This is a genomic window from Streptomyces sp. R41, from assembly GCF_041053055.1.
In the GTDB taxonomy this organism is placed as follows: domain Bacteria; phylum Actinomycetota; class Actinomycetes; order Streptomycetales; family Streptomycetaceae; genus Streptomyces.
The window spans coordinates 7,654,312-7,679,686 of the sequence record NZ_CP163443.1 but is presented as its reverse complement, the minus strand read 5'-3'; the positions used below and the strand labels follow the sequence as shown (position 1 = coordinate 7,679,686).

The window sequence follows — 25,375 nt, the reverse complement described above, 5'->3', positions numbered from 1 at the left end:
ACACCCTGTCACCGCGATGTCACTGTGCACGTAGCAGAAACGTAGCGGGAGACCAGAAGGTTCCCCGAATCCCGTACTTCTACACGGCTTCGGCCACAGTCAGTTATCCGACGTGGGGCCCGCCGCGCCACCGGTTCGACGCGCACGGCCCGGCGCTCCGGTCGCTGACACCGCGTAGCGACCGGGCTCGCCGGACATGAGTCCGTCACTCCTCACGCATCCACTGCTCCATCACGGAGAGCAGGTGATCGGGATCGACCGGTTTCGTCACGTAGTCGGAGGCGCCCGACTCGATGGCCTTCTCCCGGTCGCCCTTCATCGCCTTCGCCGTGAGCGCGATGATCGGCAGCCCGGCGAACTGCGGCATCCGACGAATCGCCGTTGTCGTGGCATAACCATCCATCTCGGGCATCATGATGTCCATCAGGACGACTGTCACATCGTCGTGCTGTTCCAGGACTTCGATGCCCTCGCGGCCGTTCTCGGCGTACAGCACCGAAAGCCCGTGCTGCTCGAGAACACTGGTCAGCGCGAACACATTGCGGATGTCGTCGTCGACGATCAGCACCTTCTCGCCCTCGAACCGGATGCCGCGGCGCGGCTGCGGCTCGGCGTCCTGCCGACTCGCGGCCGCCCACTGCTCCTGAGCCGCCCCCGCGACGCCGTTCGGCTGCCCCGGCAGCGCGCTGCGCTGCTCGACCGCGGACACCGCCCTGCGGCGCCTCCTGAAGAGCGCGGCGGGCCCGTTCTGTGTCTCCTGGTACGACTTCACCTCGGCCGGCGTCTCGATGTCGCTCCCGGACAGCTCGGCCTCGGAGGCCAACAGCTCCCCGGCCTCCAGCGCCGGCACGAGCTGCCCGTAGCCCTGCGGCGGCAGTTCGCTCGGGTGCAGCGGCAAATACAGCGTGAACGTCGAGCCGCGTCCCGGCTCGCTCTGCGCGTGGACCTCACCGCCCAGCAGGCGCGCGATCTCCCGTGAGATGGACAGCCCCAGACCCGTACCGCCGTACTTTCGGCTCGTCGTGCCGTCCGCCTGCTTGAAGGCCTCGAAAATGACCCGCATCTTGCTGGCCGCGATCCCGATGCCGGTGTCCGTCACCGAGAACGCGATCAGATCTGCGTCGGCGTCCCGCAGCGAGCCCGCCTCCAGGAGCTGCTCCCGGATGGCCACCGGAACGTGCGCACCGGCCGGCCGGATCACCAATTCAACCGCTCCGGAGTCGGTGAACTTCACCGCGTTGGAGAGCAGGTTGCGCAGCACCTGGAGCAGGCGCTGTTCGTCGGTGTGCAGCGTGGCGGGCAGTTCCGGCGAGACGCGTACGGAGAAGTCGAGGCCCTTCTCGGCGGTCAGTGGACGGAAAGTGGCCTCTACGTAGTCGACGAGTTGGACCAGCGCGATGCGGGTCGGCGACACGTCCATCTTGCCCGCCTCGACCTTCGACAGGTCGAGGATGTCGTTGATCAGCTGGAGCAGGTCGGACCCGGCCCCGTGGATCGTCTCGGCGAACTCGACCTGCTTCGGGGTGAGGTTCGAGTCCGCGTTGTCGGCGAGCAACTTGGCCAGAATCAGCAGCGAGTTGAGCGGCGTACGCAGCTCGTGCGACATGTTCGCCAGGAACTCGCTCTTGTAGCGCATGGAGACCGCGAGCTGTTCGGCGCGCTCCTCCAGGACCTGCCGGGCCTCTTCGATCTCGGTGTTCTTGACCTCGATGTCGCGGTTCTGCTGGGCCAACAGCTCCGCCTTCTCCTCCAGTTCGGCGTTGGAGTCCTGGAGGGCCTTCTGCCGGTTCTCCAACTCGGCCGAGCGCTCGCGCAGTTGCTCGGTGAGCTCCTGCGACTGCTTGAGCAGCACCTCGGTCTTGGTGTTGACCGAGATGGTGTTCACGCTCGTCGCGATCATCTCGGCGATCTGGTTCAGGAAGTCCTTCTGGATCTGCGTGAACGGCGTGAACGACGCCAGCTCGATGACGCCGAGCACGGTCCCTTCGAAGAGCACCGGAAGCACGATCACCTGCGCCGGGGGCGCCTCGCCGAGCCCGGAGGAGATCTTCAGATAGCCGCTCGGGGCGTTCTCCACGAGGATCGTGCGCTTCTCCTGGGCGGCTGTCCCGATCAGCGCCTCACCGGGCCGGAAAGACGTCGGCATGGAACCCATCGAGTAGCCGTACGACCCGAGCATGCGCAGCTCGTACGCGTCCTCGTCCTCGGCGCGCGCGTCCTTGCCGTCGACGAGCGGCATGGAGAGGAAGAACGCACCGTGCTGCGCGGAGACGACCGGCGTCAGCTCGCTCATGATCAGCGAGGCAACGTCGTCGAGGTCGCGCCGCCCCTGCATCAGCGCCGAGATACGGGCGAGGTTGCCCTTGAGCCAGTCCTGCTCCTTGTTGGCGATGGTGGTGTCGCGCAGGTTGGCGATCATCTTGTTGATGTAGTCCTGAAGTTCCTGGATCTCGCCGGAGGCGTCCACGTCGATCTTCAGGTTCAGGTCGCCGCGGGTCACCGCGGTCGCCACGCGCGCGATGGCACGCACCTGCCGGGTCAGGTTCCCGGCCATCTCGTTCACCGACTCGGTGAGGTCGCGCCAGGTGCCGTCGACGTCGCGTACGCGCGCCTGACCGCCCAACTGCCCCTCGGTGCCCACCTCGCGGGCCACCCGGGTGACCTCCTCCGCGAAGGACGACAGCTGGTCGACCATCGTGTTGATGGTGGTCTTCAGCTCCAGGATCTCGCCGCGAGCGTCGATGTCGATCTTCTTGGTCAGGTCGCCCTTGGCGATGGCTGTGGTGACCATCGCGATGTTGCGCACCTGGCCGGTCAGGTTGGACGCCATCCCGTTCACGGACTCGGTGAGGTCCTTCCACGTACCGGACACGCCCGGTACGCGCGCCTGTCCGCCGAGGATGCCGTCCGTACCCACCTCGCGGGCCACCCGGGTGACCTGGTCGGCGAACGAACTCAGCGTCTTCACCATCGTGTTGACGGTGTCGGCGAGCTGCGCGACCTCGCCGCTCGCCTCGACCGTGACCTTCTTGGTGAGGTCGCCGTTGGCCACCGCCGTCGCGACCTGTGAGATGTTCCGCACCTGGTTGGTCAGGTTGTTGGCCATCACGTTGACGTTGTCGCTCAGGTCCTTCCAGATGCCCGTGACACCCGGCACCCGCGCCTGACCGCCCAGGTTGCCCTCGGTGCCCACCTCGCGGGCCACCCGGGTCACCTGCTCGGCGAAGTTGGACAGCTGGTCGACCATCGTGTTGACGGTGGTGACGAGTTCGAGGATCTCGCCCTTGGCGTCGACGGTGATCTTCTTCGACAGGTCGCCCTTCGCGACCGCCGTCGTGACCTCGGCGATGTTGCGCACCTGGATGGTCAGGTTGTTCGCCATGAAGTTCACGGACTGGGTGAGGTCCTTCCAGGTGCCCGAGACACCCTGCACCTCGGCCTGCCCGCCGAGCATGCCCTCCGTGCCCACCTCGCGGGCCACTCGCGTGACCTGCTCGGCGAAGTTCGAGAGCTGGTCGACCATCGTGTTGAGGGTGTTCTTCAGCTCCAGGATCTCGCCGCGCGCGTCCACGTCGATCTTCTGCGACAGGTCACCCCGGGCCACAGCGGTCGCGACCTGCGCGATGTTCCGCACCTGGGCGGTGAGGTTGCCGGCCATGCCGTTCACGGAGTCGGTCAGGTCGCGCCACACACCGGCGACACCGGGCACCTGCGCCTGACCGCCGAGGCGGCCCTCCGTACCCACTTCGCGGGCGACCCGCGTCACCTGGTCGGCGAAGGCGGAGAGCTGGTCGACCATCGTGTTGATGGTGTTCTTGAGCTCCAGGATCTCGCCGCGCGCGTCCACGTCGATCTTCTGCGACAGGTCGCCGCGGGCCACCGCCGTGGTGACCTGGGCGATCTGCCGTACCTGCGAAGTCAGGTTCCCCGCCATGAAGTTGACGGAGTCGGTGAGTTCCTTCCACGTACCGGACACGCCGTCCACGCGGGCCTGACCGCCGAGGCGGCCTTCCGTGCCCACGTCACGGGCCATCCGGGTCACCTGGTCGGCGAACGAGGACAGCTGGTCCACCATCGTGTTCACGGTGTTCTTCAGCTGGAGCATCTCGCCGGAGACATCGACCGTGACCTTCTGCGACAGATCGCCGTTGGCGACCGCCGTCGTCACCTGCGCGATGTTGCGCACCTGGCCGGTGAGGTTCCGGAACGCCGTGTTGACGGAGTCCGTCAGGTCCTTCCACGTGCCCGCCGCGCCCGGAACCTGTGCCTGGCCGCCCAGTTCACCCTCGACACCGACCTCGCGCGCCACGCGCGTGACCTCGGCACCGAACGAGGACAGCTGGTCGACCATCGTGTTGACGGTGTTCTTCAGCTCCAGCATCTCGCCGGCGACGTCGACGGTGACCTTCTGGGAGAGGTCACCGTTGGCCACGGCCGTGGTCACCGCGGCGATGTCGCGCACCTGGGTCGTGAGGTTCCGGAAGACCGTGTTGACGGAGTCCGTCAGGTCCTTCCACGTGCCCGCCGCACCCGGCACATTCGCCTGGCCGCCCAGCCGCCCCTCGCCGCCCACCTCGTTGGCCACACGCGTGACCTCGTCGGCGAACGTCCGCAGTGTCTCGGTCATCTGGTTGATCGTCTCGGCGAGCTGCGCGACCTCGCCGCGCGCGGACACCGTCACCTTCTGCGACAGGTCACCGCTGGCGACCGCCGTCGTCACCTGCGCGATCCCGCGCACCTGGGCCGTGAGGTTTCCGGCCATGAGGTTCACCGAATCGGTGAGGTCCTTCCACACGCCGGCCACACCGGGCACCTGCGCCTGACCGCCGAGCTCGCCCTCGGTGCCCACCTCGCGTGCGACTCGCGTCACTTCGGAGGAGAAAGAGGACAGCTGGTCCACCATCGTGTTGACGGTGTTCTTGAGCTCCAGCATCTCGCCGGCCACGTGAACCGTGACCTTCCGGGACAAGTCACCCTTGGCGACCGCCGTCGTCACGAGAGCGATGTCACGTACCTGAGCCGTCAGCCGGTACGCCATGGTGTTGACCGAATCCGTGAGGTCCTTCCACGAACCGGACATTCCACGCACCCGCGCCTGACCGCCCAACTTGCCCTCGGTGCCCACCTCGCTGGCCACCCGCGTGACCTCGTCGGTGAACGTCGACAGCTGGTCGACCAGATTGTTGACCGTCCGCCCGACCTTGAGGAACTCCCCGCGCAGCGGATGCCCGTTGCCGTCGGCCGCCTGCGCCCGCAGCTCCATGCGGGGCGACAGGTCGCCCTCCGCCACCGCGGACAGCACCCGGCCGACCTCGGAGACAGGCCGTACGAGATCGTCGACGAGCGCGTTCGAGGCATCGATCGCAGCCGCCCACGAGCCCTCGCAGGCGCCCGCCTCCAGCCGCTCCGTGAGTTTTCCCTCACGTCCCACCATGCGACGTACGCGCGACAACTCACCCGTGAGGTGGAGATTACGGTCGGCCACTTCATTGAAGACTGCCGCGATCTCGGACATCACCCCGTCGCCCGAGACCGTGAGCCGCTTGCGGAAGTTTCCGTCCCGCATCGACACCAGGGCCGCCAGCAGCCGGTTCAGGGCAGCCGTGTCCACCTCGGTGGTGCCATTGCGCGGTGTGCGTTCGTTGTTCAGGGACTGTCCGCCTTTCGCGCGCGTCTTAGTGCCCCGCGTCGCTGCGCCAGACTCCACTGTGTCCCTCCCGCAAGGGTCGACCATTACTGCTCGGCGTACTCGGGTACTTCTGCTCGGCGTGCTGGAAGGCACTCAGCCTGCCCGGACCGTCTCTAGGAGCTTGCCCAGTGTTTCACCCTGGCTGAACCAGGCCATAACAGTTCGGCAGCTTCGCACATCGTCCGCACACCCTCCGGACGGAAACACAGGCGACCGGCATCCGCATGGACGGCGAAGGTAAGTAACCTTGCATGCGGCTGTCCAGCCGTGCCGGTCCCGTCCGGCCTGGACGGTGGCACGAGCACGAGCGGGCAGGCATCGGAGGGGCGCCGCACCATGACCACCGGACTGCATCCTGGGGGACCGCCCCAGGATCCCCGGCCGAAGGGGAACCACGCTCTGCCACGGCAGGAGCGGGTCGGCCACGGAGCCCTGCATGCCGACGACCGGACAAGGAGTTCTGTGATCACCGCGCGCGCGGCCGCCAGTTTCGAGCCCGTGGGGCGATCCGTCGCCACCGCCCGGTCCTTCGTCCGTGACACCCTCCAGGGCTGGGGCTTCGCCGACATCGTCGACGATGCCGTGGTTCTGACCAGCGAACTTGTCACCAACGCTGTCGTGCATGCGGGCACCTCCGCGGACGTTCTGTGTCTGCGCAGCGACGACGGCGTACGCATCGAGGTGGCGGACCGCTACCCGGAACGTGAAATTCCACTCCAGGCGACGGCTGTGAACATGGGCAGCCCCGACCGCGAGGGCGGCCGTGGGCTCCAGCTGTGCGCGGCGCTGGCCGGCCGCTGGGGCGTCGACTACACGCCCACCCACAAGCAGGTCTGGTTCCAGCTCGACCTACCCGAACGCGCGGTGGGCACCCGCACCGCGGGCCCCTCCCTCCCCGCCGACCTCCTCCCGCTCGCCGACGGCCGCGTCCGCGTCGCGGTCGTCCAGATCGACCGCGTCGGCGCCATCAACGCCTGGAACGAGGACGCCGAGGAGCTCTTCGGATACGCCGCCGAACAGGTCACCGGCAAACCACTCACCGACCTCGCGGCCTGGCCGCACACTCCCGGCACCAGTACCGGCATCGTCGAGGCCCTCCAACTCTCGCGTTGGGAGGGCAGCTACGGCATCCGCGGCGCCAACGGCCGCGTAACCCCCGTCTACGCCTCACACCTTCGAGTCCGTGACACGGGCGGCGAACCCTCCACGGTCTGCCTTCTCGTACGCGACCACGAACGCGCCGTCCTGCAGACCCCGTTGCGCGTCAACGCCACCGATACGACCACCAGCTCCGAGGGCCAGGCCTCCGACCCCTTCGAGGTCTTCATCGGCTCTCCGGCCCCTGACGACCTGGACGGCCTCCTCCAGCGCACGGTGGAGCGCGCCCGCGACATGCTCGACGGCGACTCCGCCTTCCTGCTCCTCGCGACCGACGACGAAACGGAGTTGGAGGTACGAGCCTCGACGGGCCTCCCCTCCGCCCGCCAACGCTTCGCCCGCGTCCCCGTGGAAGCCGGGCCCGGACGGTACGGCTCGGCCCGCATGCCCGCCGTACACGAAGACTTGACGGTCGTACCCGGCGCCGTACCCCTCCTCAGCGGCACCGGCATGCGCTCGGTCGTCACGGTCCCGCTGAAGGTCGAAGGACGCCTCACCGGCTCGCTCGGCGTCGCGGCCGAGTCGCCCAACAGATATTCCAACGAGGAGGCCCTGCGCCTCCAGTTCGCCGCCGACCGCATCGCGCTGGCGGTGGAATCGGCCCGGCTTGGCGAGCTGGAACGCCTGCGCCGAGGCTCGTTGAGCTTCCTTGTCGAAGCATCCGACCTCCTCGCCGGCACCCTGGACCGTGACCAGACACTGGCCCTCATGGCCCAGATGACGGTCCCGACGCTCGCCACCTGGTGCGCCGTCTACACGATCGCCGACCAGGCCTCGGATCCATATCTCTCGTACGTCCTGCACGAGGACGAGGAACGCATCGACGGCCTCAAGGCGTTGCTGTCGAAGATCGCCCCACCGGACCCGGTCCCCACCCCGGGCGCCCGCGTCTGGTCGGCACCCGCCGAAGCGGCCCACGAGGCGGCCCTGCGCACCTCCATGCGCAGCCTTGGCCTGGGCGAGTCCCCGCCGGTGAGTTCCGGCATCGGTACGACACTGGCGACGGCCTCGGCGGTCGGCGGCGAGACGGTCGTACTCCCCCTGGTGGCCCGCAACCGCGTCATCGGCATGCTGACGCTCGGCAAGCCGTCGGACGAACACTTCCGCCAGGAAATCCTGGAGTTGGCCGAGGACCTTTCGCGCAGGGCTGCCCTGGCGTTGGACAACGCCCGTCTGTACTCGGAGCGCATGGCCATCAGCCAGTCCCTCCAGCGCAGCCTGCTGCCCCCCGAACTCCCCCACATCGAGGGCGTCGAGGTCGAGGTCATCTACCGCGCGGCCGGCGAGGGCAACGAGGTCGGCGGCGACTTCTACGACCTCTTCCCGATCCGCGACGGCGCGTACGGCTTCGCCATCGGCGACGTCTGCGGTACGGGCCCGGAGGCCGCGGCGGTCACCGGCCTGGCCCGGCACGCGCTCAGGTTGCTGGCCCGTGAGGGCTACGGCGGTCCGGCCGTCCTGGAGCGCCTGAACTCCGCGATCCTCGACGAGGGCGCCCGCAGCCGCTTCCTGACGCTCCTGTACGGCGAGTTGTGGCCCCAGGAGGACGGCAGCGCCCTGCTGAAGGTGGTGTGCGCCGGCCACCCGCTCCCGCTGCGCCTGCGCCAGGACGGCACGGTCGAACCGGCCGCCGAACCGCAGCCGCTGCTCGGCGTCATGGAGGACCTGGAGCTGTACGAGCAGACGGTCACGCTGGATCCGGGCGACGTCCTGCTGTGCGTCACGGACGGCGTCACGGAGCGCCGCGAGGGCACCCGCATGCTCGGCGACGACGGCCTCACGGACGTCCTCACCACATGCACGGGCCTGACGGCGGGCGCGGTCGCTGCCCGCATCATGCGCGCGGTCGAGCGCTTCGCGTCCGACGCCCCGTCGGACGACATGGCGATTCTGGCGATGCGGGTTCCGGGTCTCCACAAGGACTGAGACCCAGCCTCGCCCGGGGTACGAGAAAGACCCCCGCCCGTAAGGGCGGAGGCCTTTTCTTCGTGGAGCCCCCAAACGGAATCGAACCGTTGACCTTCTCCTTACCATGGAGACGCTCTACCGACTGAGCTATAGGGGCCAGTTGCCTTTTCGAGGTTTCCCTCGCGGCAACGGAATAGATCATACCCCGAACAGAAGCGTGCTCCTAATCAGTCCCGTATCAGTCCCGTTGGGTCTCATCGGTTCAGAAGGCGGGCTGCAACAGTCCGCCGAGCGCATTGCACGCGGAGACGATCCGCTGCATCTCCCGCTTCGTCAACGACGCCTCCACGGGCAGCGCGAGAGTCTCGTCCGCGGCCCGCTCGGTCTCCGGCAGATGCACGTCCCGACGGAACGCCGGCATGCGGTGCACAGGAGTCTTCACCGGCACCCGGCATTCAACTCCCCTGGCCCGTACGGCGCGTGCGAACGCGTCCCGGTCCGGCCGCCCATTGCCCGGCACCCGCACGACGTACTGCTGGTAGGTGTGCCCGTCACCGCCGTCGGGCGTCCGCACACCGCTCAACCGCCCGTCAAGGTAGGCGGCCCGCTCCCTGCGCTGCGCGATCTCGTCGTACGGCGCCTCGGATTCGCCCTGCTCCAGCACCAGGAGCCCACTCCGCTGCCCGATCCCCCGCAGCCGCACCATGTCGGCCGACCGGCCGAAGCGGTGGACTACAACCAGAGCCACCGACTGGGGAGTTATGACGGCATCGACAGCGCTCGGGTCGAGGCAGTACGTCGCCGGGTCTATGTCGGCGAAGACGGCCGTCGCCCCGGCCTGTGTCACGGCCTCGGCGACCTCGACGTTCCCGAACGCCGGCACGATGACCTCGTCACCGGCTCCGACACCAGCGGCCCTGAGCATTGCAGCAGTACCCATGCCGCGGATGTTTGTCGCACAATGTGAACGCCAAGTGACGCAAAACAAAAAAGAGCTGGTCCCTGAACCGAAGTTCAGGGACCAGCTCTTTGAATAATTGTTCGGCGGCGTCCTACTCTCCCACAGGGTCCCCCCTGCAGTACCATCGGCGCTGTAAGGCTTAGCTTCCGGGTTCGGAATGTAACCGGGCGTTTCCCTCACGCTATGACCACCGAAACACTATGAAACTGTCAACCGCACCACACCCAGTAGTCATGGGGTATGGGGTTGTTCGTGGTTTCAGAACCAACACAGTGGACGCGAGCAACTGAGGACAAGCCCTCGGCCTATTAGTACCAGTCACCTCCAGCGGTTGCCCGCCTTCCAGATCTGGCCTATCAACCCAGTCGTCTACTGGGAGCCTTAACCCCTCAAGGGGGTGGGAGTCCTCATCTCGAAGCAGGCTTCCCGCTTAGATGCTTTCAGCGGTTATCCTTTCCGAACGTAGCCAACCAGCCATGCCCTTGGCAGGACAACTGGCACACCAGAGGTTCGTCCGTCCCGGTCCTCTCGTACTAGGGACAGCCCTTCTCAAGACTCCTACGCGCACAGCGGATAGGGACCGAACTGTCTCACGACGTTCTAAACCCAGCTCGCGTACCGCTTTAATGGGCGAACAGCCCAACCCTTGGGACCGACTCCAGCCCCAGGATGCGACGAGCCGACATCGAGGTGCCAAACCATCCCGTCGATATGGACTCTTGGGGAAGATCAGCCTGTTATCCCCGGGGTACCTTTTATCCGTTGAGCGACGGCGCTTCCACAAGCCACCGCCGGATCACTAGTCCCGACTTTCGTCCCTGCTCGACCCGTCGGTCTCACAGTCAAGCTCCCTTGTGCACTTACACTCAACACCTGATTGCCAACCAGGCTGAGGGAACCTTTGGGCGCCTCCGTTACTCTTTGGGAGGCAACCGCCCCAGTTAAACTACCCATCAGACACTGTCCCTGATCCGGATCACGGACCCAGGTTAGACATCCAGCACGACCAGACTGGTATTTCAACGACGACTCCACACTGGCTGGCGCCAATGCTTCACAGTCTCCCAGCTATCCTACACAAGCCGAACCGAACACCAATATCAAACTGTAGTAAAGGTCCCGGGGTCTTTCCGTCCTGCTGCGCGAAACGAGCATCTTTACTCGTAGTGCAATTTCACCGGGCCTATGGTTGAGACAGTCGAGAAGTCGTTACGCCATTCGTGCAGGTCGGAACTTACCCGACAAGGAATTTCGCTACCTTAGGATGGTTATAGTTACCACCGCCGTTTACTGGCGCTTAAGTTCTCAGCTTCGCCACCCCGAAGAGTGACTAACCGGTCCCCTTAACGTTCCAGCACCGGGCAGGCGTCAGTCCGTATACATCGCCTTACGGCTTCGCACGGACCTGTGTTTTTAGTAAACAGTCGCTTCTCGCTGGTCTCTGCGGCCACCCCCAGCTCAAGGAGCAAGTCCTCTCACCAGTGATGGCCCCCCTTCTCCCGAAGTTACGGGGGCATTTTGCCGAGTTCCTTAACCATAGTTCACCCGAACGCCTCGGTATTCTCTACCTGACCACCTGAGTCGGTTTAGGGTACGGGCCGCCATGAAACTCGCTAGAGGCTTTTCTCGACAGCATAGGATCATCCACTTCACCACAATCGGCTCGGCATCAGGTCTCAGCCTTGATGTGCGACGGATTTGCCTGCCGCACGGCCTACACCCTTACCCCGGGACAACCACCGCCCGGGATGGACTACCTTCCTGCGTCACCCCATCACTCACCTACTACCACCTTGGGCCGACGGCTCCACCACTTCCCTTTCCCCGAAGGGTCCGGGACGGCTTCACGGTCTTAGCATTAATGGGCTCGATGTTTGACGCTTCACAGCGGGTACCGGAATATCAACCGGTTATCCATCGACTACGCCTGTCGGCCTCGCCTTAGGTCCCGACTTACCCTGGGCAGATCAGCTTGACCCAGGAACCCTTAGTCAATCGGCGCACACGTTTCTCACGTGTGTATCGCTACTCATGCCTGCATTCTCACTCGTGAACCGTCCACCACTGCCTTCCGGCGCGGCTTCACCCGGCACACGACGCTCCCCTACCCATCACAGCCTCCGTTGGGAGTATTGCTGCAATGACACGACTTCGGCGGTACGCTTGAGCCCCGCTACATTGTCGGCGCGGAATCACTAGACCAGTGAGCTATTACGCACTCTTTCAAGGGTGGCTGCTTCTAAGCCAACCTCCTGGTTGTCTGTGCGACTCCACATCCTTTCCCACTTAGCGTACGCTTAGGGGCCTTAGTCGATGCTCTGGGCTGTTTCCCTCTCGACCATGGAGCTTATCCCCCACAGTCTCACTGCCGCGCTCTCACTTACCGGCATTCGGAGTTTGGCTAAGGTCAGTAACCCGGTAGGGCCCATCGCCTATCCAGTGCTCTACCTCCGGCAAGAAACACACGACGCTGCACCTAAATGCATTTCGGGGAGAACCAGCTATCACGGAGTTTGATTGGCCTTTCACCCCTAACCACAGGTCATCCCCCAGGTTTTCAACCCTGGTGGGTTCGGTCCTCCACGACCTCTTACAGCCGCTTCAACCTGCCCATGGCTAGATCACTCCGCTTCGGGTCTTGAGCGCGCTACTATACCGCCCTATTCGGACTCGCTTTCGCTACGGCTTCCCCACACGGGTTAACCTCGCAACACACCGCAAACTCGCAGGCTCATTCTTCAAAAGGCACGCAGTCACGACGCACTGAGTAAACTCAATGCGCGACGCTCCCACGGCTTGTAGGCACACGGTTTCAGGTACTATTTCACTCCGCTCCCGCGGTACTTTTCACCATTCCCTCACGGTACTATCCGCTATCGGTCACCAGGGAATATTTAGGCTTAGCGGGTGGTCCCGCCAGATTCACACGGGATTTCTCGGGCCCCGTGCTACTTGGGTGTCTCTCAAACGAGCCGTTGACGTTTCGACTACGGGGGTCTTACCCTCTACGCCGGACCTTTCGCATGTCCTTCGCCTACATCAACGGTTTCTGACTCGTCCTGTCGCCGGCAGACGACAGAAGAGAGATCCCACAACCCCCCAAGCGCAACCCCTGCCGGGTCTCACACGCTTGAGGTTTGGCCTCATCCGGTTTCGCTCGCCACTACTCCCGGAATCACGGTTGTTTTCTCTTCCTGCGGGTACTGAGATGTTTCACTTCCCCGCGTTCCCTCCACATGCCCTATGTGTTCAGGCATGGGTGACAGCCCATGACGACTGCCGGGTTTCCCCATTCGGAAACCCCCGGATCAAAGCCTGGTTGACGACTCCCCGGGGACTATCGTGGCCTCCCACGTCCTTCATCGGTTCCTGGTGCCAAGGCATCCACCGTGCGCCCTTAAAAACTTGGCCACAGATGCTCGCGTCCACTGTGCAGTTCTCAAACAACGACCAACCACCCATCACCCCCGGTACAACCCGGAGTTCACTGGGGCCGGCACTGAAGGCAGCCGCATTCGGCCGTACCCTCAGACACCCAACAGCGTGCCCGGCACCCTCGCCACTCGTGATCAGCGTTCCACGCCCCGAAGGACAGTACTTGCAGCCCGAGATGACTGAGAGTGCCGAATAATCAACGTTCCACCCATGAGCAACCACCGTCGAACGTGTGCCGACGTAATGGCCCTGGACCACCGAGCAAGCTCGGCGGCCTAGATGCTCCTTAGAAAGGAGGTGATCCAGCCGCACCTTCCGGTACGGCTACCTTGTTACGACTTCGTCCCAATCGCCAGTCCCACCTTCGACAGCTCCCTCCCACAAGGGGTTGGGCCACCGGCTTCGGGTGTTACCGACTTTCGTGACGTGACGGGCGGTGTGTACAAGGCCCGGGAACGTATTCACCGCAGCAATGCTGATCTGCGATTACTAGCAACTCCGACTTCATGGGGTCGAGTTGCAGACCCCAATCCGAACTGAGACAGGCTTTTTGAGATTCGCTCCGCCTCGCGGCTTCGCAGCTCTTTGTACCTGCCATTGTAGCACGTGTGCAGCCCAAGACATAAGGGGCATGATGACTTGACGTCGTCCCCACCTTCCTCCGAGTTGACCCCGGCAGTCTCCTGTGAGTCCCCATCACCCCGAAGGGCATGCTGGCAACACAGAACAAGGGTTGCGCTCGTTGCGGGACTTAACCCAACATCTCACGACACGAGCTGACGACAGCCATGCACCACCTGTCACCCGACCACAAGGGGGGCACCATCTCTGATGCTTTCCGGGTGATGTCAAGCCTTGGTAAGGTTCTTCGCGTTGCGTCGAATTAAGCCACATGCTCCGCTGCTTGTGCGGGCCCCCGTCAATTCCTTTGAGTTTTAGCCTTGCGGCCGTACTCCCCAGGCGGGGCACTTAATGCGTTAGCTGCGGCACCGACGACGTGGAATGTCGCCAACACCTAGTGCCCACCGTTTACGGCGTGGACTACCAGGGTATCTAATCCTGTTCGCTCCCCACGCTTTCGCTCCTCAGCGTCAGTAATGGCCCAGAGATCCGCCTTCGCCACCGGTGTTCCTCCTGATATCTGCGCATTTCACCGCTACACCAGGAATTCCGATCTCCCCTACCACACTCTAGCCTGCCCGTATCGACTGCAGACCCGGGGTTAAGCCCCGGGCTTTCACAACCGACGCGACAAGCCGCCTACGAGCTCTTTACGCCCAATAATTCCGGACAACGCTTGCGCCCTACGTATTACCGCGGCTGCTGGCACGTAGTTAGCCGGCGCTTCTTCTGCAGGTACCGTCACTTTCGCTTCTTCCCTGCTGAAAGAGGTTTACAACCCGAAGGCCGTCATCCCTCACGCGGCGTCGCTGCATCAGGCTTTCGCCCATTGTGCAATATTCCCCACTGCTGCCTCCCGTAGGAGTCTGGGCCGTGTCTCAGTCCCAGTGTGGCCGGTCGCCCTCTCAGGCCGGCTACCCGTCGTCGCCTTGGTGAGCCACTACCTCACCAACAAGCTGATAGGCCGCGGGCTCATCCTTCACCGCCGGAGCTTTCAACCGCAGACCATGCGGTCCGCAGTGTCATCCGGTATTAGACCCCGTTTCCAGGGCTTGTCCCAGAGTGAAGGGCAGATTGCCCACGTGTTACTCACCCGTTCGCCACTAATCCACCCCGAAGGGCTTCATCGTTCGACTTGCATGTGTTAAGCACGCCGCCAGCGTTCGTCCTGAGCCAGGATCAAACTCTCCGTGAATGTTTTCCCGTAATCGGGACGACACCACGAGAGCGGAACCGTCCGAGGAATAATCGAAACGGTTCACAGCGTCCTCGCTGTGCGCCTGCCAGGCATCGCCCGGCAGGACTTTTTCAAAGGAACCTCGTCCCGGCCGATCAGCCGGAGACGGGGTATCAACATATCTGGCGTTGATTTTTGGCACGCTGTTGAGTTCTCAAGGAACGGACGCTTCCTTTGTACTCACCCTCTCGGGCTTTCCTCCGGGCGCTTCCCTTCGGTCTTGCGTTTCCGACTCTATCAGATCTTTCCGATCCGATTTCCTCGGTGCTTTCCAGGTTTCCGCTTTCGCGTTTCCCTTTCCGGCGGCTCCGACTTTATCAGAGATTCTGAGTCGGAATTTCCGTCCCGCTCGGGGTGTCCTGGCACGCAGTTGTGCTGGGTTCCCGTTCGGGCGGAGCCGTAAACGTACTGGAGCGGGGCGCCTCGATGCAAATCGAGGCGCCCCGCTCCGGGTTGGCGCGTGCGAGGGGGTCAGACCTCGACGACGACCGGCAGGATCATCGGGCGTCGGCGGTAGTTGTCCGACACCCACTTGCCCAGCGTGCGGCGGATGAGTTGCTGCAGCTGGTGGGGCTCGACCACGCCGTCCTGGGCCGAACGCTCCAGGACCTCCGTGATCCTCGGGATGACGTCGGCGAAGGCGGAGTCGTCGATGCCTGAACCTCGGGCGTGCACGTGCGGGCCACCCGTGATCTTGCCGGTGCTGGAGTCCACCACGACGAAGACCGAGATGATGCCCTCGTCGCCGAGGATCTTGCGGTCCTTGAGCGCGGGCTCGCCGACGTCGCCGACCGAGAGGCCGTCGACGTACACATATCCCGCCTGGACCTTGCCGGAGATCCTGGCCTTGCCCCCGACGAGGTCGACGACGACGCCGTCCTCGGCGATGACGATGCGGTCGTGCGGGATGTTGGTGAGAGCGCCGAGCTCGGCGTTGGCGCGCAGATGGCGCCATTCGCCGTGGACCGGCATCAGGTTGCGCGGCTTGCAGATGTTGTAGAAGTACAGCAGCTCGCCCGCGGAGGCGTGGCCGGAGACGTGCACCTTGGCGTTGCCCTTGTGGACGACGTTCGCGCCCCAGCGGGTCAGGCCGTTGATGACGCGGTAGACCGCGTTCTCGTTGCCCGGGATGAGTGACGAGGCCAGGATCACTGTGTCGCCCTGGACGATGCGGATCTGGTGGTCGCGGTTCGCCATCCGGGAGAGCGCAGCCATCGGTTCGCCCTGTGAGCCCGTGCAGACGAGCACGATCTCGTGCTCCGGGAGGTCGTCCAGCGTCTTGACGTCCACCACCAGGCCCGGCGGGACCTTCAGGTAGCCGAGATCCCGTGCGATGCCCATGTTGCGGACCATCGAGCGGCCGACGAAGGCGACCCGGCGGCCGTACTCATGGGCCGCGTCCAGGATCTGCTGGATGCGGTGGACGTGGCTGGCGAAGCTCGCCACGATGATCCGCTTGCTGGCGCCGGCGAAGACCTGGCGCAGCACGTTCGAGATGTCGCGCTCGGGCGGGACGAAGCCTGGGACCTCGGCGTTCGTCGAGTCCGAGAGAAGGAGGTCGATGCCCTCCTCGCTCAGCCGTGCGAACGCGTGCAGGTCCGTGAGACGGCCGTCCAGCGGGAGCTGGTCCATCTTGAAGTCGCCGGTGTGCACCGCCATGCCCGCGGGGGTGCGGATGGCGACCGCCAGGGCGTCCGGGATGGAGTGGTTGACCGCGACGAACTCGCAGTCGAAGGGGCCGATGCGCTCGCGCTGGCCCTCGGCCACCTCGAGCGTGTACGGGCGGATGCGGTGCTCCTGGAGCTTCGCCTCGATCAGGGCGAGGGTCAGCTTGGAGCCGATCAGCGGGATGTCCGCCTTCTCCCGCAGGAGGTAGGGGACGCCGCCGATGTGGTCCTCGTGGCCATGGGTGAGGACGATGCCCTCGATGTCGTCGAGGCGGTCCCTGATGGACGTGAAGTCCGGCAGGATCAGGTCGATTCCGGGCTGCTCCTCCTCGGGGAAGAGCACTCCGCAGTCGACGATCAGCAGGCGGCCGTCGTATTCGAAGACCGTCATGTTTCGGCCGATTTCACCGAGGCCGCCGAGCGGGGTGACGCGCAGGCCACCCTTCGGGAGCACCGGCGGAGCGCCGAGTTCAGGATGCGGATGACTCAAAAGACTCTCCTCACCACGCGCGCCACGTACCTGGCAAGGCACGTGGCGCGCGTGACGTTCGTGCAGTAGCAGTTGTCTGTGTGGGGTGCAGGCCCGATGGCCTGCGTGGTCGTACGTATTCAGTTGTGAAGTCTGTGGTTAGAGCTCTACCCCGCCCGCGGCAAGATCGATCTTGAGCTGGGCGGTCTCCTCGGGCGACAGCTCGACCATCGGGGCGCGCAGCGGTCCGGCGGGCAGGCCCTGGAGGGTGAGCGCCGCCTTGGTCGTCATGACGCCCTGGGTGCGGAACATGCCGGTGAAGACGGGGAGCAGCTTCTGGTGGATCTCGGTGGCCTTCTGGACGTCGCCCGAGACGTACGCGTCGAGCATGGCGCGCAGCTCAGGGGTGACGACGTGGCCCACGACGGAGACGAAGCCGACCGCGCCCACGGAGAGCAGCGGCAGGTTCAGCATGTCGTCGCCGGAGTACCAGGCGAGGCCGGAGCGGGCGATGGCCCAGCTGGCACGGCCGAGGTCTCCCTTGGCGTCCTTGTTGGCGACGATACGCGGGTGCGCGGCCAGGCGCACCAGGGTTTCGGTGTTGATCGGTACGCCGCTGCGGCCGGGGATGTCGTAGAGCATCACCGGCAGTTCGGTCGCGTCGGCGATGGCCGTGAAGTGCCGGTACAGGCCCTCCTGCGGGGGCTTGTTGTAGTACGGCGTCACGGTGAGCAGGCCGTGCGCGCCGGTCTTCTCGGCGGCGCGGGCGAGCTCGATGCTGTGGTGGGTGTCGTTCGTGCCGACGCCGGCGACGATGTGGGCGCGGTCGCCGACCGCCTCCAGTACAGCTCGTACGAGATCCGATTTCTCCGCGTCGCTGGTGGTCGGGGACTCACCGGTGGTGCCGTTGATGATCAGGCCGTCGTTGCCTGCGTCCACCAGGTGGGTGGCGAGCCGCTGAGCGCCGTCGAGGTCGAGTGCGCCGTCCGCCGTGAAAGGCGTGACCATGGCGGTGAGGACCCGCCCGAAGGGGGTCTGCGGAGTGGAGGTCGGAGCCATGGGTAACACGCTACTCGCTGCTCAACGCGGGGTCTGCCCTCGGGGCTGGCGACAAGTCGGGACAAAGGTGGAACCCGGCACTGCCTGCTCGGGGGTTCAAGCAGTGCCGGGTCCGTTTGATCAGGCTAGATGAACTTCTCGAAATGCCGCAATACGGACACTTCGCTCGGTTGATCCGTACATCTGTGCCGGATGGCGTGCGGAGGCTCGCTACGGCGCCACGCGCCCGTTGGCGTTGAAGGCCGCATGCGTGAGCGGCATCAGCCTGGCCCACTCCGCCTCCATCTTCTCCCCGACCATCTCGATCTCGCGCTGCGGGAAGGACGGGACCTTCGCCAGCTCGTGCTGGGTACGCAGGCCGAGGAAGTGCATCAGCGAGCGGGCGTTGCACGTCGCGTACATCGACGAGAAGAGGCCGACCGGGAGGACGGCGCGGGCCACCTCACGGGCTACGCCGGCCGCGAGCATTTCCTGGTACGCCTCGTACGCCTGTCGGTAGGAGTCCTCCATCACACGGCCCGTGAGCTCCTGCTGGGCCTGGGTGCCCTCGACGAAGACGTACTTGCCGGGGCGGCCCTCCTGGACCAGCTTGCGGGACTCGTCCGGCACGTAGAAGACGGGCTGGAGCTCCCTGTACCGGCCCGATTCCTCGTTGTACGACCAGCCCACGCGGTGCCGCATGAACTCGCGGAAGACAAAGATCGGTGCGCTGACGAAGAACGTCATCGAGTTGTGCTCGAAGGGGCTGCCGTGCCGGTCCCGCATCAGGTAGTTGATCAGGCCCTTGGAACGCTCCGGGTCCTTCTTCAGCTCGTCCAGGGACTGCTCCCCGGCGGTGGAGACACGGGCGGCGAACAGCACATCGGCGTCGGACGCGGTGTGCTTGATCAGCTCGACGGTGACATCGCTGCGGAAGCTGGGCTTGAGGTCGTCGGCGGGGGTGTCGGTCACGGTTCGGAGGGTCCTTCCCATCACAGGCTCGGGCGGCGCCCACTCTACGGCCCGGCACTGACAACGGGGCGTTCGGTACCTTGCCGCGACATTCATCGGCGAACTTCTGCGAATTCGGTGATTCTGGGCACCTCTTGGGGCATTCGCTCGTCTGTATTGGTGACGGCGACTCCGTTCGAGTCGCCGGTCGCCGGGCTCCGGATCCGTGCACCCCTACGAGTCTCCAGAGGAGAAGCAACCCCCATGTTCCGTCGGCGCGAGCCTGTTCCGTTCGCCTTCATCGCCGAAGCCGACAAGTTCCGCAGCAATGTCACTCCCCCACCCCGCGAGCGTGCGTCCGCCGGACAGATAGCCGGTCGGTGGCTCATCGGCCTCACCGTGATCGCGGGGCTCGCCGGCTCCCTGGTCCTCGGCATGCCCGCCCTGTCCCAGGATCAGTCACCTGCGACGACGCAGCATTCCGAGGCGTCGAACGGCCGCTGACTCTCCCCCACTGTCCACATGGCGTGGGGCACCCCCATGGCCCCCCACGGGTGGTGAGCACGCACCCGGCTCGATAACCTCACCGGGCACAGCCCGTGCGTGGATTGAGTGAGGATCAGTCGTGCCCCTGCCCTTCCTGACGGCGGACCGCGCCTTTGACGAGACGGCGGACGATCTCGCGCTGCCCTACGACGACCGTGACCGCTGGCGGCGTCCCTACCGGCCCGGGCCCTGCCGGGTGGGCGCGGCCGCGCTCGTCCTGCTGCTCGCCTCGTATGTGCTCGTCGCCGCGGTGGTCATCGCGGTCGCCGGGACCCTGCCCGCCGCCGCGGCCTGTCTGGGCGGGGCCACGGTCGCCATACTCTGCGCGCTGCGGCTGCTGCGCGTGGGCGTGTGGGTGAGTGCGCGAGGGCTGCGCCGGGTGGGCTTCTTCCTCACGAGCACGACACCGTGGGAGCGGGTCGTCACGGTGCGGACCGTGCAGCAGCCCGTGCGCTGGCTCGGGCTGCCGCGCACCGTCCAGGGACAGGCGCTGGTCCTCGTACGCAAGGCTCGTGCGCCGGAGGACGTGCCGCCGCTGCTGACCACGCACAACGCCGACTTCCTGGGGCGTATGGAGGCCTTCGACCGCGCTGCGGACGCCATCGAGGTGTGGGCGGACGAGTACCGGCGGGGCTGAGACCCCGTACGCCTTCCACGGCACGACGAGAGGGCCGGTCCGCAGCGCGCGGACCGGCCCTCTCGTGTGCGTACCACTGAGCTGTGTACGACCCTCAGGCCTCCAGGGACCTGCCCTCGCGCAGGGCGATGGCTCGCTGCATCGCCCTGCGGGCGCGCGGGGTGTCGCGGGCGTCGTGGTAGGCGATCGCGAGGCGGAACCAGCTGCGCCAGTCGTCCGGGGCGTCCTCGGTCTCGGTCTTGCGCTTGGCGAAGACCTCGTCGGCCGAATCACGGTCGATGCGGCCACCGGCGGTGCGCCGCAACTCGTCGACGGGCAGGCCGCCTTCGGCGTCCAGCTCGGCGGCGAGGCGGTTGGCCTTCCGGACGAACTGGGTGTTCTTCCAGAGGAACCAGAGGCCGATGACCGGCAGGATCAGCACCGCTACACCGAAGGTGACGGTGATCAGGGTGCCGTTCTGGATGAGCAGGACGCCGCGGCTGCCGACCAGGACGAAATAGACGACCAGGACGGCGGCCGTGACGGCGTAGGTGATCTTCGCGCGCATGTCTGCCGGCTATCTGTTGTACGTCCCTCGGCTCAGCCGAGGTCCAGGAAATTTTCCAGGCCGAAGGTGAGGCCCGGCGTGGTCACCACGCGGCGTACGCCGAGCAGGATGCCCGGCATGAAGCTGCTGTGGTGGAGGGAGTCGTGGCGGATGGTGAGGGTCTCGCCCTCGCCGCCGAGCAGCACCTCCTGGTGGGCCAGCAGCCCGCGCAGGCGGACCGCGTGCACGGGGACGCCGTCGACGCTCGCGCCGCGGGCGCCGTCCAGGGCCGTCACCGTGGCATCGGGCTGCGGGGCGCTGCCCGCGCGCTCCCGGGCCGCGGCGATGAGCTGCGCGGTGCGCGTGGCGGTACCGCTGGGGGCGTCCACCTTGTTCGGGTGGTGCAGCTCGACGACCTCGACGGACTCGAAGTACGGCGCGGCCACCTCGGCGAACTTCATGGTCAGTACGGCGCCGATGGAGAAGTTCGGGGCGATGAGCACGCCCGTCTCGGGCGAGGCGGCCAGCGAGGTGTCGAGCTGCGCGAGGCGCTCGTCGGTCCATCCCGTCGTACCGACCACGGCGTGGATGCCGTGCCGTACGCAGAAGTCGAGGTTGCCCATGACCGAGGCCGGCGTGGTCAGTTCGACGACGACCTGGGCACCGGCCTCGACCAGAGTCTCCAGCTTGTCGCCCCGGCCGAGCGCGGCCACCAGCTCCATGTCCTCGGCGGCGTCGACGGCTCGTACCGCCTCGGATCCGATCCGGCCCTTGGCACCGAGGACCGCCACGCGCAGCTTGCTCATTGCTTCGTTCCTTACAGAGACCTTGCAGAGACCTTGCAGACAGGACTTACGCGACCGCGTCGTGCAGACGGGACGCCTGCTTGTCCTTGAGCGGGCCGATGACCGACAGCGAGGGCCGCTGTCCCAGGATGTCGCGGGCGACCGAGCGGACCTCGTCCGGGGTGACCGACGCTATCCGGGCCAGCATGTCGTCGACGGACATCTGCTCGCCCCAGCACAGCTCGCTCTTGCCGATACGGTTCATCAGCGCGCCGGTGTCCTCGAGGCCGAGGACGGTGGAGCCCTGGAGCTGGCCGATGGCGCGGCCGATCTCGTCGTCCGACAGACCGTGCTCGGCGACCTGGTCGAGCTCGTCGCGGCAGAGCCCCAGCACGTCGTGGACCTGGCTCGGGCGGCAGCCCGCGTAGACGCCGAAGAGTCCGCAGTCGGCGAAGCCCGAGGTGTACGAGTACACGCTGTAGGCCAGGCCGCGCTTCTCGCGGACCTCCTGGAAGAGGCGGGAGGACATGCCGCCGCCGAGGGCGGTGTTCAGGACTCCCAGCGCCCAGCGGCGGTCGTCCGTGCGGGCCAGGCCCGGCATGCCGAGGACGATGTGGGCCTGCTCGGTCTTGCGGCCGAGGAGCTCGACGCGGCCCGCGGTGCGGATGGCGCGACGACCGTCGCGCGGGGCGAGCGGGATGGCGTCGGGGCCGCGCAGGGCGCCCGCCTTCTCGAAGGCGGCACGGACCTGGCGTACGACCTTGTTGTGGTCGACGTTGCCCGCGCAGGCCACGACCAGGTGCGTCGGGTCGTAGTGCTTCTTGTAGAAGCGGCGGATGCGGTCCGCGGTGAGGGCGTTGACCGTGTCGACCGTGCCCAGGACCGGGCGGCCCAGGGCGTTGTCGCCGAACATGGTGTGCGCGAACAGGTCGTGCACACAGTCGCCCGGGTCGTCCTCGGTCATCGCGATCTCTTCGAGGATCGCGCCACGCTCGACGTTCACGTCCTCTTCGAGGATGAGCGAGCCCGTCAGCATGTCGCAGACGACGTCGATGGCCAGCGGCAGGTCGGTGTCGAGCACGCGCGCGTAGTAGCACGTGTACTCCTTCGCCGTGAACGCGTTCATCTCGCCGCCGACCGCGTCGATCGCCGAGGAGATGTCCAGCGCGCTACGACGCGACGTGCCCTTGAAGAGCAGGTGCTCCAGGTAGTGCGTGGCGCCGTTCAGCGTCGGGGTCTCGTCGCGGGAGCCGACGTGCGCCCAGATGCCGAAGGTGGCGGAGCGTACGGAGGGCAGGGTCTCGGTGACGATGCGCAGGCCGCCGGGGAGGGTCGTCTTGCGGACCGTACCGATGCCGTTCTGGCCCTTGATGAGGGTTTGGGTACGGGCGACGGCCCGCGCCTCCGAAGAGGTGCGGGCCGTCGCCGTGGAGCTACTCGACGTCACTTGTCGGTGTCGTCCTTCTTGTCGTCGCCCTCTTCGCCCTCGATCACGGGGATCAGGGAGAGCTTGCCGCGGGAGTCGATCTCGGCGATCTCGACCTGGACCTTGGAGCCCACACCAAGTACGTCCTCGACGTTCTCCACGCGCTTGCCGCCGGCGAGCTTGCGGATCTGCGAGATGTGCAGCAGACCGTCCTTGCCCGGGAGCAGCGACACGAACGCGCCGAAGGTCGTCGTCTTCACGACGGTGCCCAGGTAGCGCTCGCCGACCTCCGGCATGGTCGGGTTGGCGATCGAGTTGATCGTGGCGCGCGCGGCCTCGGCCTGCGAGCCCTGGGCGGCACCGATGTAGATGGTGCCGTCGTCCTCGATCGTGATGTCGGCGCCGGTGTCCTCCTGGATCTGGTTGATCATCTTGCCCTTGGGGCCGATGACCTCACCGATCTTGTCCACGGGGATCTTGACGGTGATGATCCGCGGAGCGTTCGGGGACATCTCGTCCGGCGTGTCGATCGCTTCCATCATCACGTCGAGGATGTGGAGGCGGGCGTCGCGGGCCTGCTTGAGGGCCGCGGCCAGGACGGAGGCCGGGATGCCATCCAGCTTGGTGTCGAGCTGGAGTGCGGTCACGAACTCCTTGGTGCCGGCGACCTTGAAGTCCATGTCGCCGAAGGCGTCCTCCGCACCGAGGATGTCCGTGAGGGCGACGTAGTGCGTCTGGCCGTCGATCTCCTGGGAGATCAGACCCATGGCGATACCGGCGACGGGGGCCTTCAGCGGCACACCGGCGTTCAGCAGCGACATGGTGGAGGCGCAGACCGAGCCCATCGACGTCGAACCGTTGGAGCCGAGGGCCTCGGACACCTGACGGATCGCGTAGGGGAACTCCTCGCGGGTCGGCAGGACCGGCACGATCGCGCGCTCGGCGAGCGCGCCGTGGCCGATCTCGCGGCGCTTCGGGGAGCCGACGCGACCGGTCTCACCGACGGAGTACGGCGGGAAGTTGTAGTTGTGCATGTAGCGCTTGCGGGTCACCGGGGAGAGGGTGTCCAGCTGCTGCTCCATGCGGAGCATGTTGAGGGTGGTGACGCCCAGGATCTGGGTCTCGCCACGCTCGAACAGCGCCGAGCCGTGCACGCGCGGGATGGCCTCGACCTCGGCGGCGAGCGTACGGATGTCCGTGACGCCGCGGCCGTCGATGCGGACCTTGTCCTTGATGACGCGCTCGCGGACCAGCTTCTTGGTCAGCGCACGGTACGCGGCGGAGATCTCCTTCTCGCGGCCCTCGAACTGCGGGAGCAGCTTCTCGGCGGCGATCTCCTTGACGCGGTCCAGCTCGGCCTCGCGGTCCTGCTTGCCGGCGATGGTGAGCGCCTGGGCGAGCTCGCTCTTGACCGCGGCGGTCAGGGCCTCCAGGACGTCGTCCTCGTAGTCGAGGAAGATCGGGAACTCGGCGGTCGGCTTGGCGGCCTTCGCGGCGAGGTCCGACTGCGCCTTGCACAGGACCTTGATGAACGGCTTCGCGGCCTCGAGACCGGCGGCGACGACCTCCTCGGTCGGTGCCTCGGCGCCGCCCGCGACCAGCTGGATGGTCTTGTCGGTGGCCTCGGCCTCGACCATCATGATCGCGACGTCGCCGTCCTCCAGGACGCGACCGGCGACCACCATGTCGAAGACGGCGTCCTCGAGCTCGGTGTGCGTCGGGAAGGCGACCCACTGGCCGTTGATCAGCGCGACGCGGACGCCGCCGACCGGGCCGGAGAAGGGCAGACCGGCCAGCTGCGTGGACGCGGAGGCGGCGTTGATCGCCACGACGTCGTACAGGTGGTCGGGGTTGAGGGCCATGATCGTGGCGACGACCTGGATCTCGTTGCGCAGGCCCTTCTTGAAGGACGGGCGCAGCGGGCGGTCGATCAGACGACAGGTGAGGACGGCGTCCTCGGAGGGACGGCCCTCGCGGCGGAAGAAGCTGCCGGGGATCTTGCCGGCGGCGTACATCCGCTCCTCGACGTCCACCGTGAGGGGGAAGAAGTCGAGCTGGTCCTTGGGCTTCTTGGAAGCGCTGGTGGCCGACAGCACCATGGTGTCGTCGTCCAGGTACGCCACGGCGGAGCCGGCGGCCTGCTTGGCCAGGCGGCCCGTCTCGAAGCGGATGGTGCGGGTGCCGAAGGATCCGTTGTCGATAACGGCCTCGGCGTAGTGGGTCTCGTTCTCCACTAGCGATATCTCCTCGTCTTCGTCCCGTCCTGCCCGTGTGGCAGGGGGACGGTGGCGGAGAGCGCTCCTTCTGGTGCGGGCCGGTCT

At 66.1% G+C, this 25,375-nt stretch carries 12 protein-coding genes, 1 tRNA gene and 3 rRNA genes; 3 read left to right on the top strand and 13 right to left on the bottom strand.

Going from position 1 to position 25,375, the window contains the following annotated elements; translation table 11 throughout:
* Positions 1-205: 205 nt before the first annotated feature.
* Positions 206-5,707, bottom strand: a complete 5,502-nt coding sequence (locus AB5J53_RS35010) for a HAMP domain-containing protein (protein WP_369249601.1) — start codon at positions 5,705-5,707, stop codon at positions 206-208.
* Between the two features lie 318 nt (positions 5,708-6,025).
* Between AB5J53_RS35010 and AB5J53_RS35005 the strand changes: the two genes are divergently transcribed.
* Complete coding sequence (locus AB5J53_RS35005) at positions 6,026-8,773, top strand: SpoIIE family protein phosphatase (protein ID WP_369249600.1); 2,748 nt, start codon at positions 6,026-6,028, stop codon at positions 8,771-8,773.
* Positions 8,774-8,836: 63 nt separating this feature from the next.
* Here AB5J53_RS35005 and AB5J53_RS35000 read toward each other — a convergent pair.
* The 8 genes from AB5J53_RS35000 to thyX form a co-directional block, all read right to left on the bottom strand.
* Positions 8,837-8,912 (bottom strand) — tRNA-Thr (locus AB5J53_RS35000).
* A 105-nt stretch (positions 8,913-9,017) separates the two neighbouring features.
* Positions 9,018-9,680, bottom strand: coding sequence for a DegT/DnrJ/EryC1/StrS family aminotransferase (locus AB5J53_RS34995; protein WP_369252646.1), 663 nt, complete (start codon positions 9,678-9,680; stop codon positions 9,018-9,020).
* Positions 9,681-9,794: 114 nt separating this feature from the next.
* Positions 9,795-9,911: ribosomal RNA gene (gene rrf / locus AB5J53_RS34990) — 5S ribosomal RNA — on the bottom strand.
* A 93-nt stretch (positions 9,912-10,004) separates the two neighbouring features.
* Positions 10,005-13,127: ribosomal RNA gene (locus AB5J53_RS34985) — 23S ribosomal RNA — on the bottom strand.
* 314 nt (positions 13,128-13,441) lie between these two features.
* Positions 13,442-14,967, bottom strand: a 16S ribosomal RNA gene (locus AB5J53_RS34980).
* The 16S, 23S and 5S rRNA genes sit together here, the layout of an rRNA operon.
* Positions 14,968-15,480: 513 nt before the next feature.
* A complete protein-coding gene (locus tag AB5J53_RS34975; protein ID WP_369249599.1) occupies positions 15,481-17,166 on the bottom strand; it encodes a ribonuclease J in 1,686 nt (561 codons plus the stop codon).
* Between the two features lie 138 nt (positions 17,167-17,304).
* On the bottom strand, positions 17,305-18,204 hold the full coding sequence (dapA, locus tag AB5J53_RS34970) for a 4-hydroxy-tetrahydrodipicolinate synthase (protein WP_369249598.1): 900 nt from the start codon (positions 18,202-18,204) through the stop codon (positions 17,305-17,307).
* A gap of 210 nt (positions 18,205-18,414) precedes the next feature.
* Positions 18,415-19,155, bottom strand: coding sequence for an FAD-dependent thymidylate synthase (thyX, locus tag AB5J53_RS34965; protein WP_369249597.1), 741 nt, complete (start codon positions 19,153-19,155; stop codon positions 18,415-18,417).
* Positions 19,156-19,398: 243 nt separating this feature from the next.
* Between thyX and AB5J53_RS34960 the strand changes: the two genes are divergently transcribed.
* Together AB5J53_RS34960 and AB5J53_RS34955 are read left to right on the top strand one after the other, a co-directional pair.
* A complete protein-coding gene (locus AB5J53_RS34960) occupies positions 19,399-19,638 on the top strand; it encodes a hypothetical protein (RefSeq protein ID WP_369249596.1) in 240 nt (79 codons plus the stop codon).
* Positions 19,639-19,759: 121 nt separating this feature from the next.
* Positions 19,760-20,317, top strand: a complete 558-nt coding sequence (locus tag AB5J53_RS34955; protein WP_369249595.1) for a hypothetical protein — start codon at positions 19,760-19,762, stop codon at positions 20,315-20,317.
* 94 nt (positions 20,318-20,411) lie between these two features.
* Here AB5J53_RS34955 and AB5J53_RS34950 read toward each other — a convergent pair whose 3' ends face one another.
* Genes AB5J53_RS34950 through AB5J53_RS34935 form a run of 4 tightly spaced genes read right to left on the bottom strand, consistent with a single transcriptional unit; the run spans position 20,412 to position 25,288 of the window.
* The gene (locus AB5J53_RS34950) at positions 20,412-20,864 is read right to left on the bottom strand and encodes a hypothetical protein (protein ID WP_369249594.1); all 453 of its coding nucleotides are present in this window, start codon (positions 20,862-20,864) and stop codon (positions 20,412-20,414) included.
* Positions 20,865-20,896: 32 nt separating this feature from the next.
* Positions 20,897-21,649 (bottom strand): 4-hydroxy-tetrahydrodipicolinate reductase, encoded by a 753-nt coding sequence (dapB, locus tag AB5J53_RS34945; protein ID WP_369249593.1) that lies wholly within the window; start codon positions 21,647-21,649, stop codon positions 20,897-20,899.
* Between the two features lie 46 nt (positions 21,650-21,695).
* Positions 21,696-23,075, bottom strand: a complete 1,380-nt coding sequence (locus AB5J53_RS34940) for a M16 family metallopeptidase (RefSeq protein ID WP_369249592.1) — start codon at positions 23,073-23,075, stop codon at positions 21,696-21,698.
* Entirely contained in the window at positions 23,072-25,288 is a 2,217-nt protein-coding gene (locus AB5J53_RS34935; RefSeq protein WP_369249591.1) for a polyribonucleotide nucleotidyltransferase, read from the bottom strand. Before AB5J53_RS34935 ends, AB5J53_RS34940 begins: the two co-directional genes overlap by 4 nt.
* Between the last annotated feature and the right edge of the window lie 87 nt (positions 25,289-25,375).

Excerpts from the sequence above, each read along its gene's own strand:
- dapA (WP_369249598.1), bottom strand. The coding sequence starts at position 18,204 with ATGGCTCCGACCTCCACTCCGCAGACCCCCTTCGGGCGGGTCCTCACC.
- AB5J53_RS35005 (WP_369249600.1), top strand. The coding sequence starts at position 6,026 with ATGACCACCGGACTGCATCCTGGGGGACCGCCCCAGGATCCCCGGCCG.
- AB5J53_RS34960 (WP_369249596.1), top strand. The coding sequence starts at position 19,399 with ATGTTCCGTCGGCGCGAGCCTGTTCCGTTCGCCTTCATCGCCGAAGCC.
- dapB (WP_369249593.1), bottom strand. The coding sequence starts at position 21,649 with ATGAGCAAGCTGCGCGTGGCGGTCCTCGGTGCCAAGGGCCGGATCGGA.
- AB5J53_RS34995 (WP_369252646.1), bottom strand. The coding sequence starts at position 9,680 with ATGCTCAGGGCCGCTGGTGTCGGAGCCGGTGACGAGGTCATCGTGCCG.
- AB5J53_RS34950 (WP_369249594.1), bottom strand. The coding sequence starts at position 20,864 with ATGCGCGCGAAGATCACCTACGCCGTCACGGCCGCCGTCCTGGTCGTC.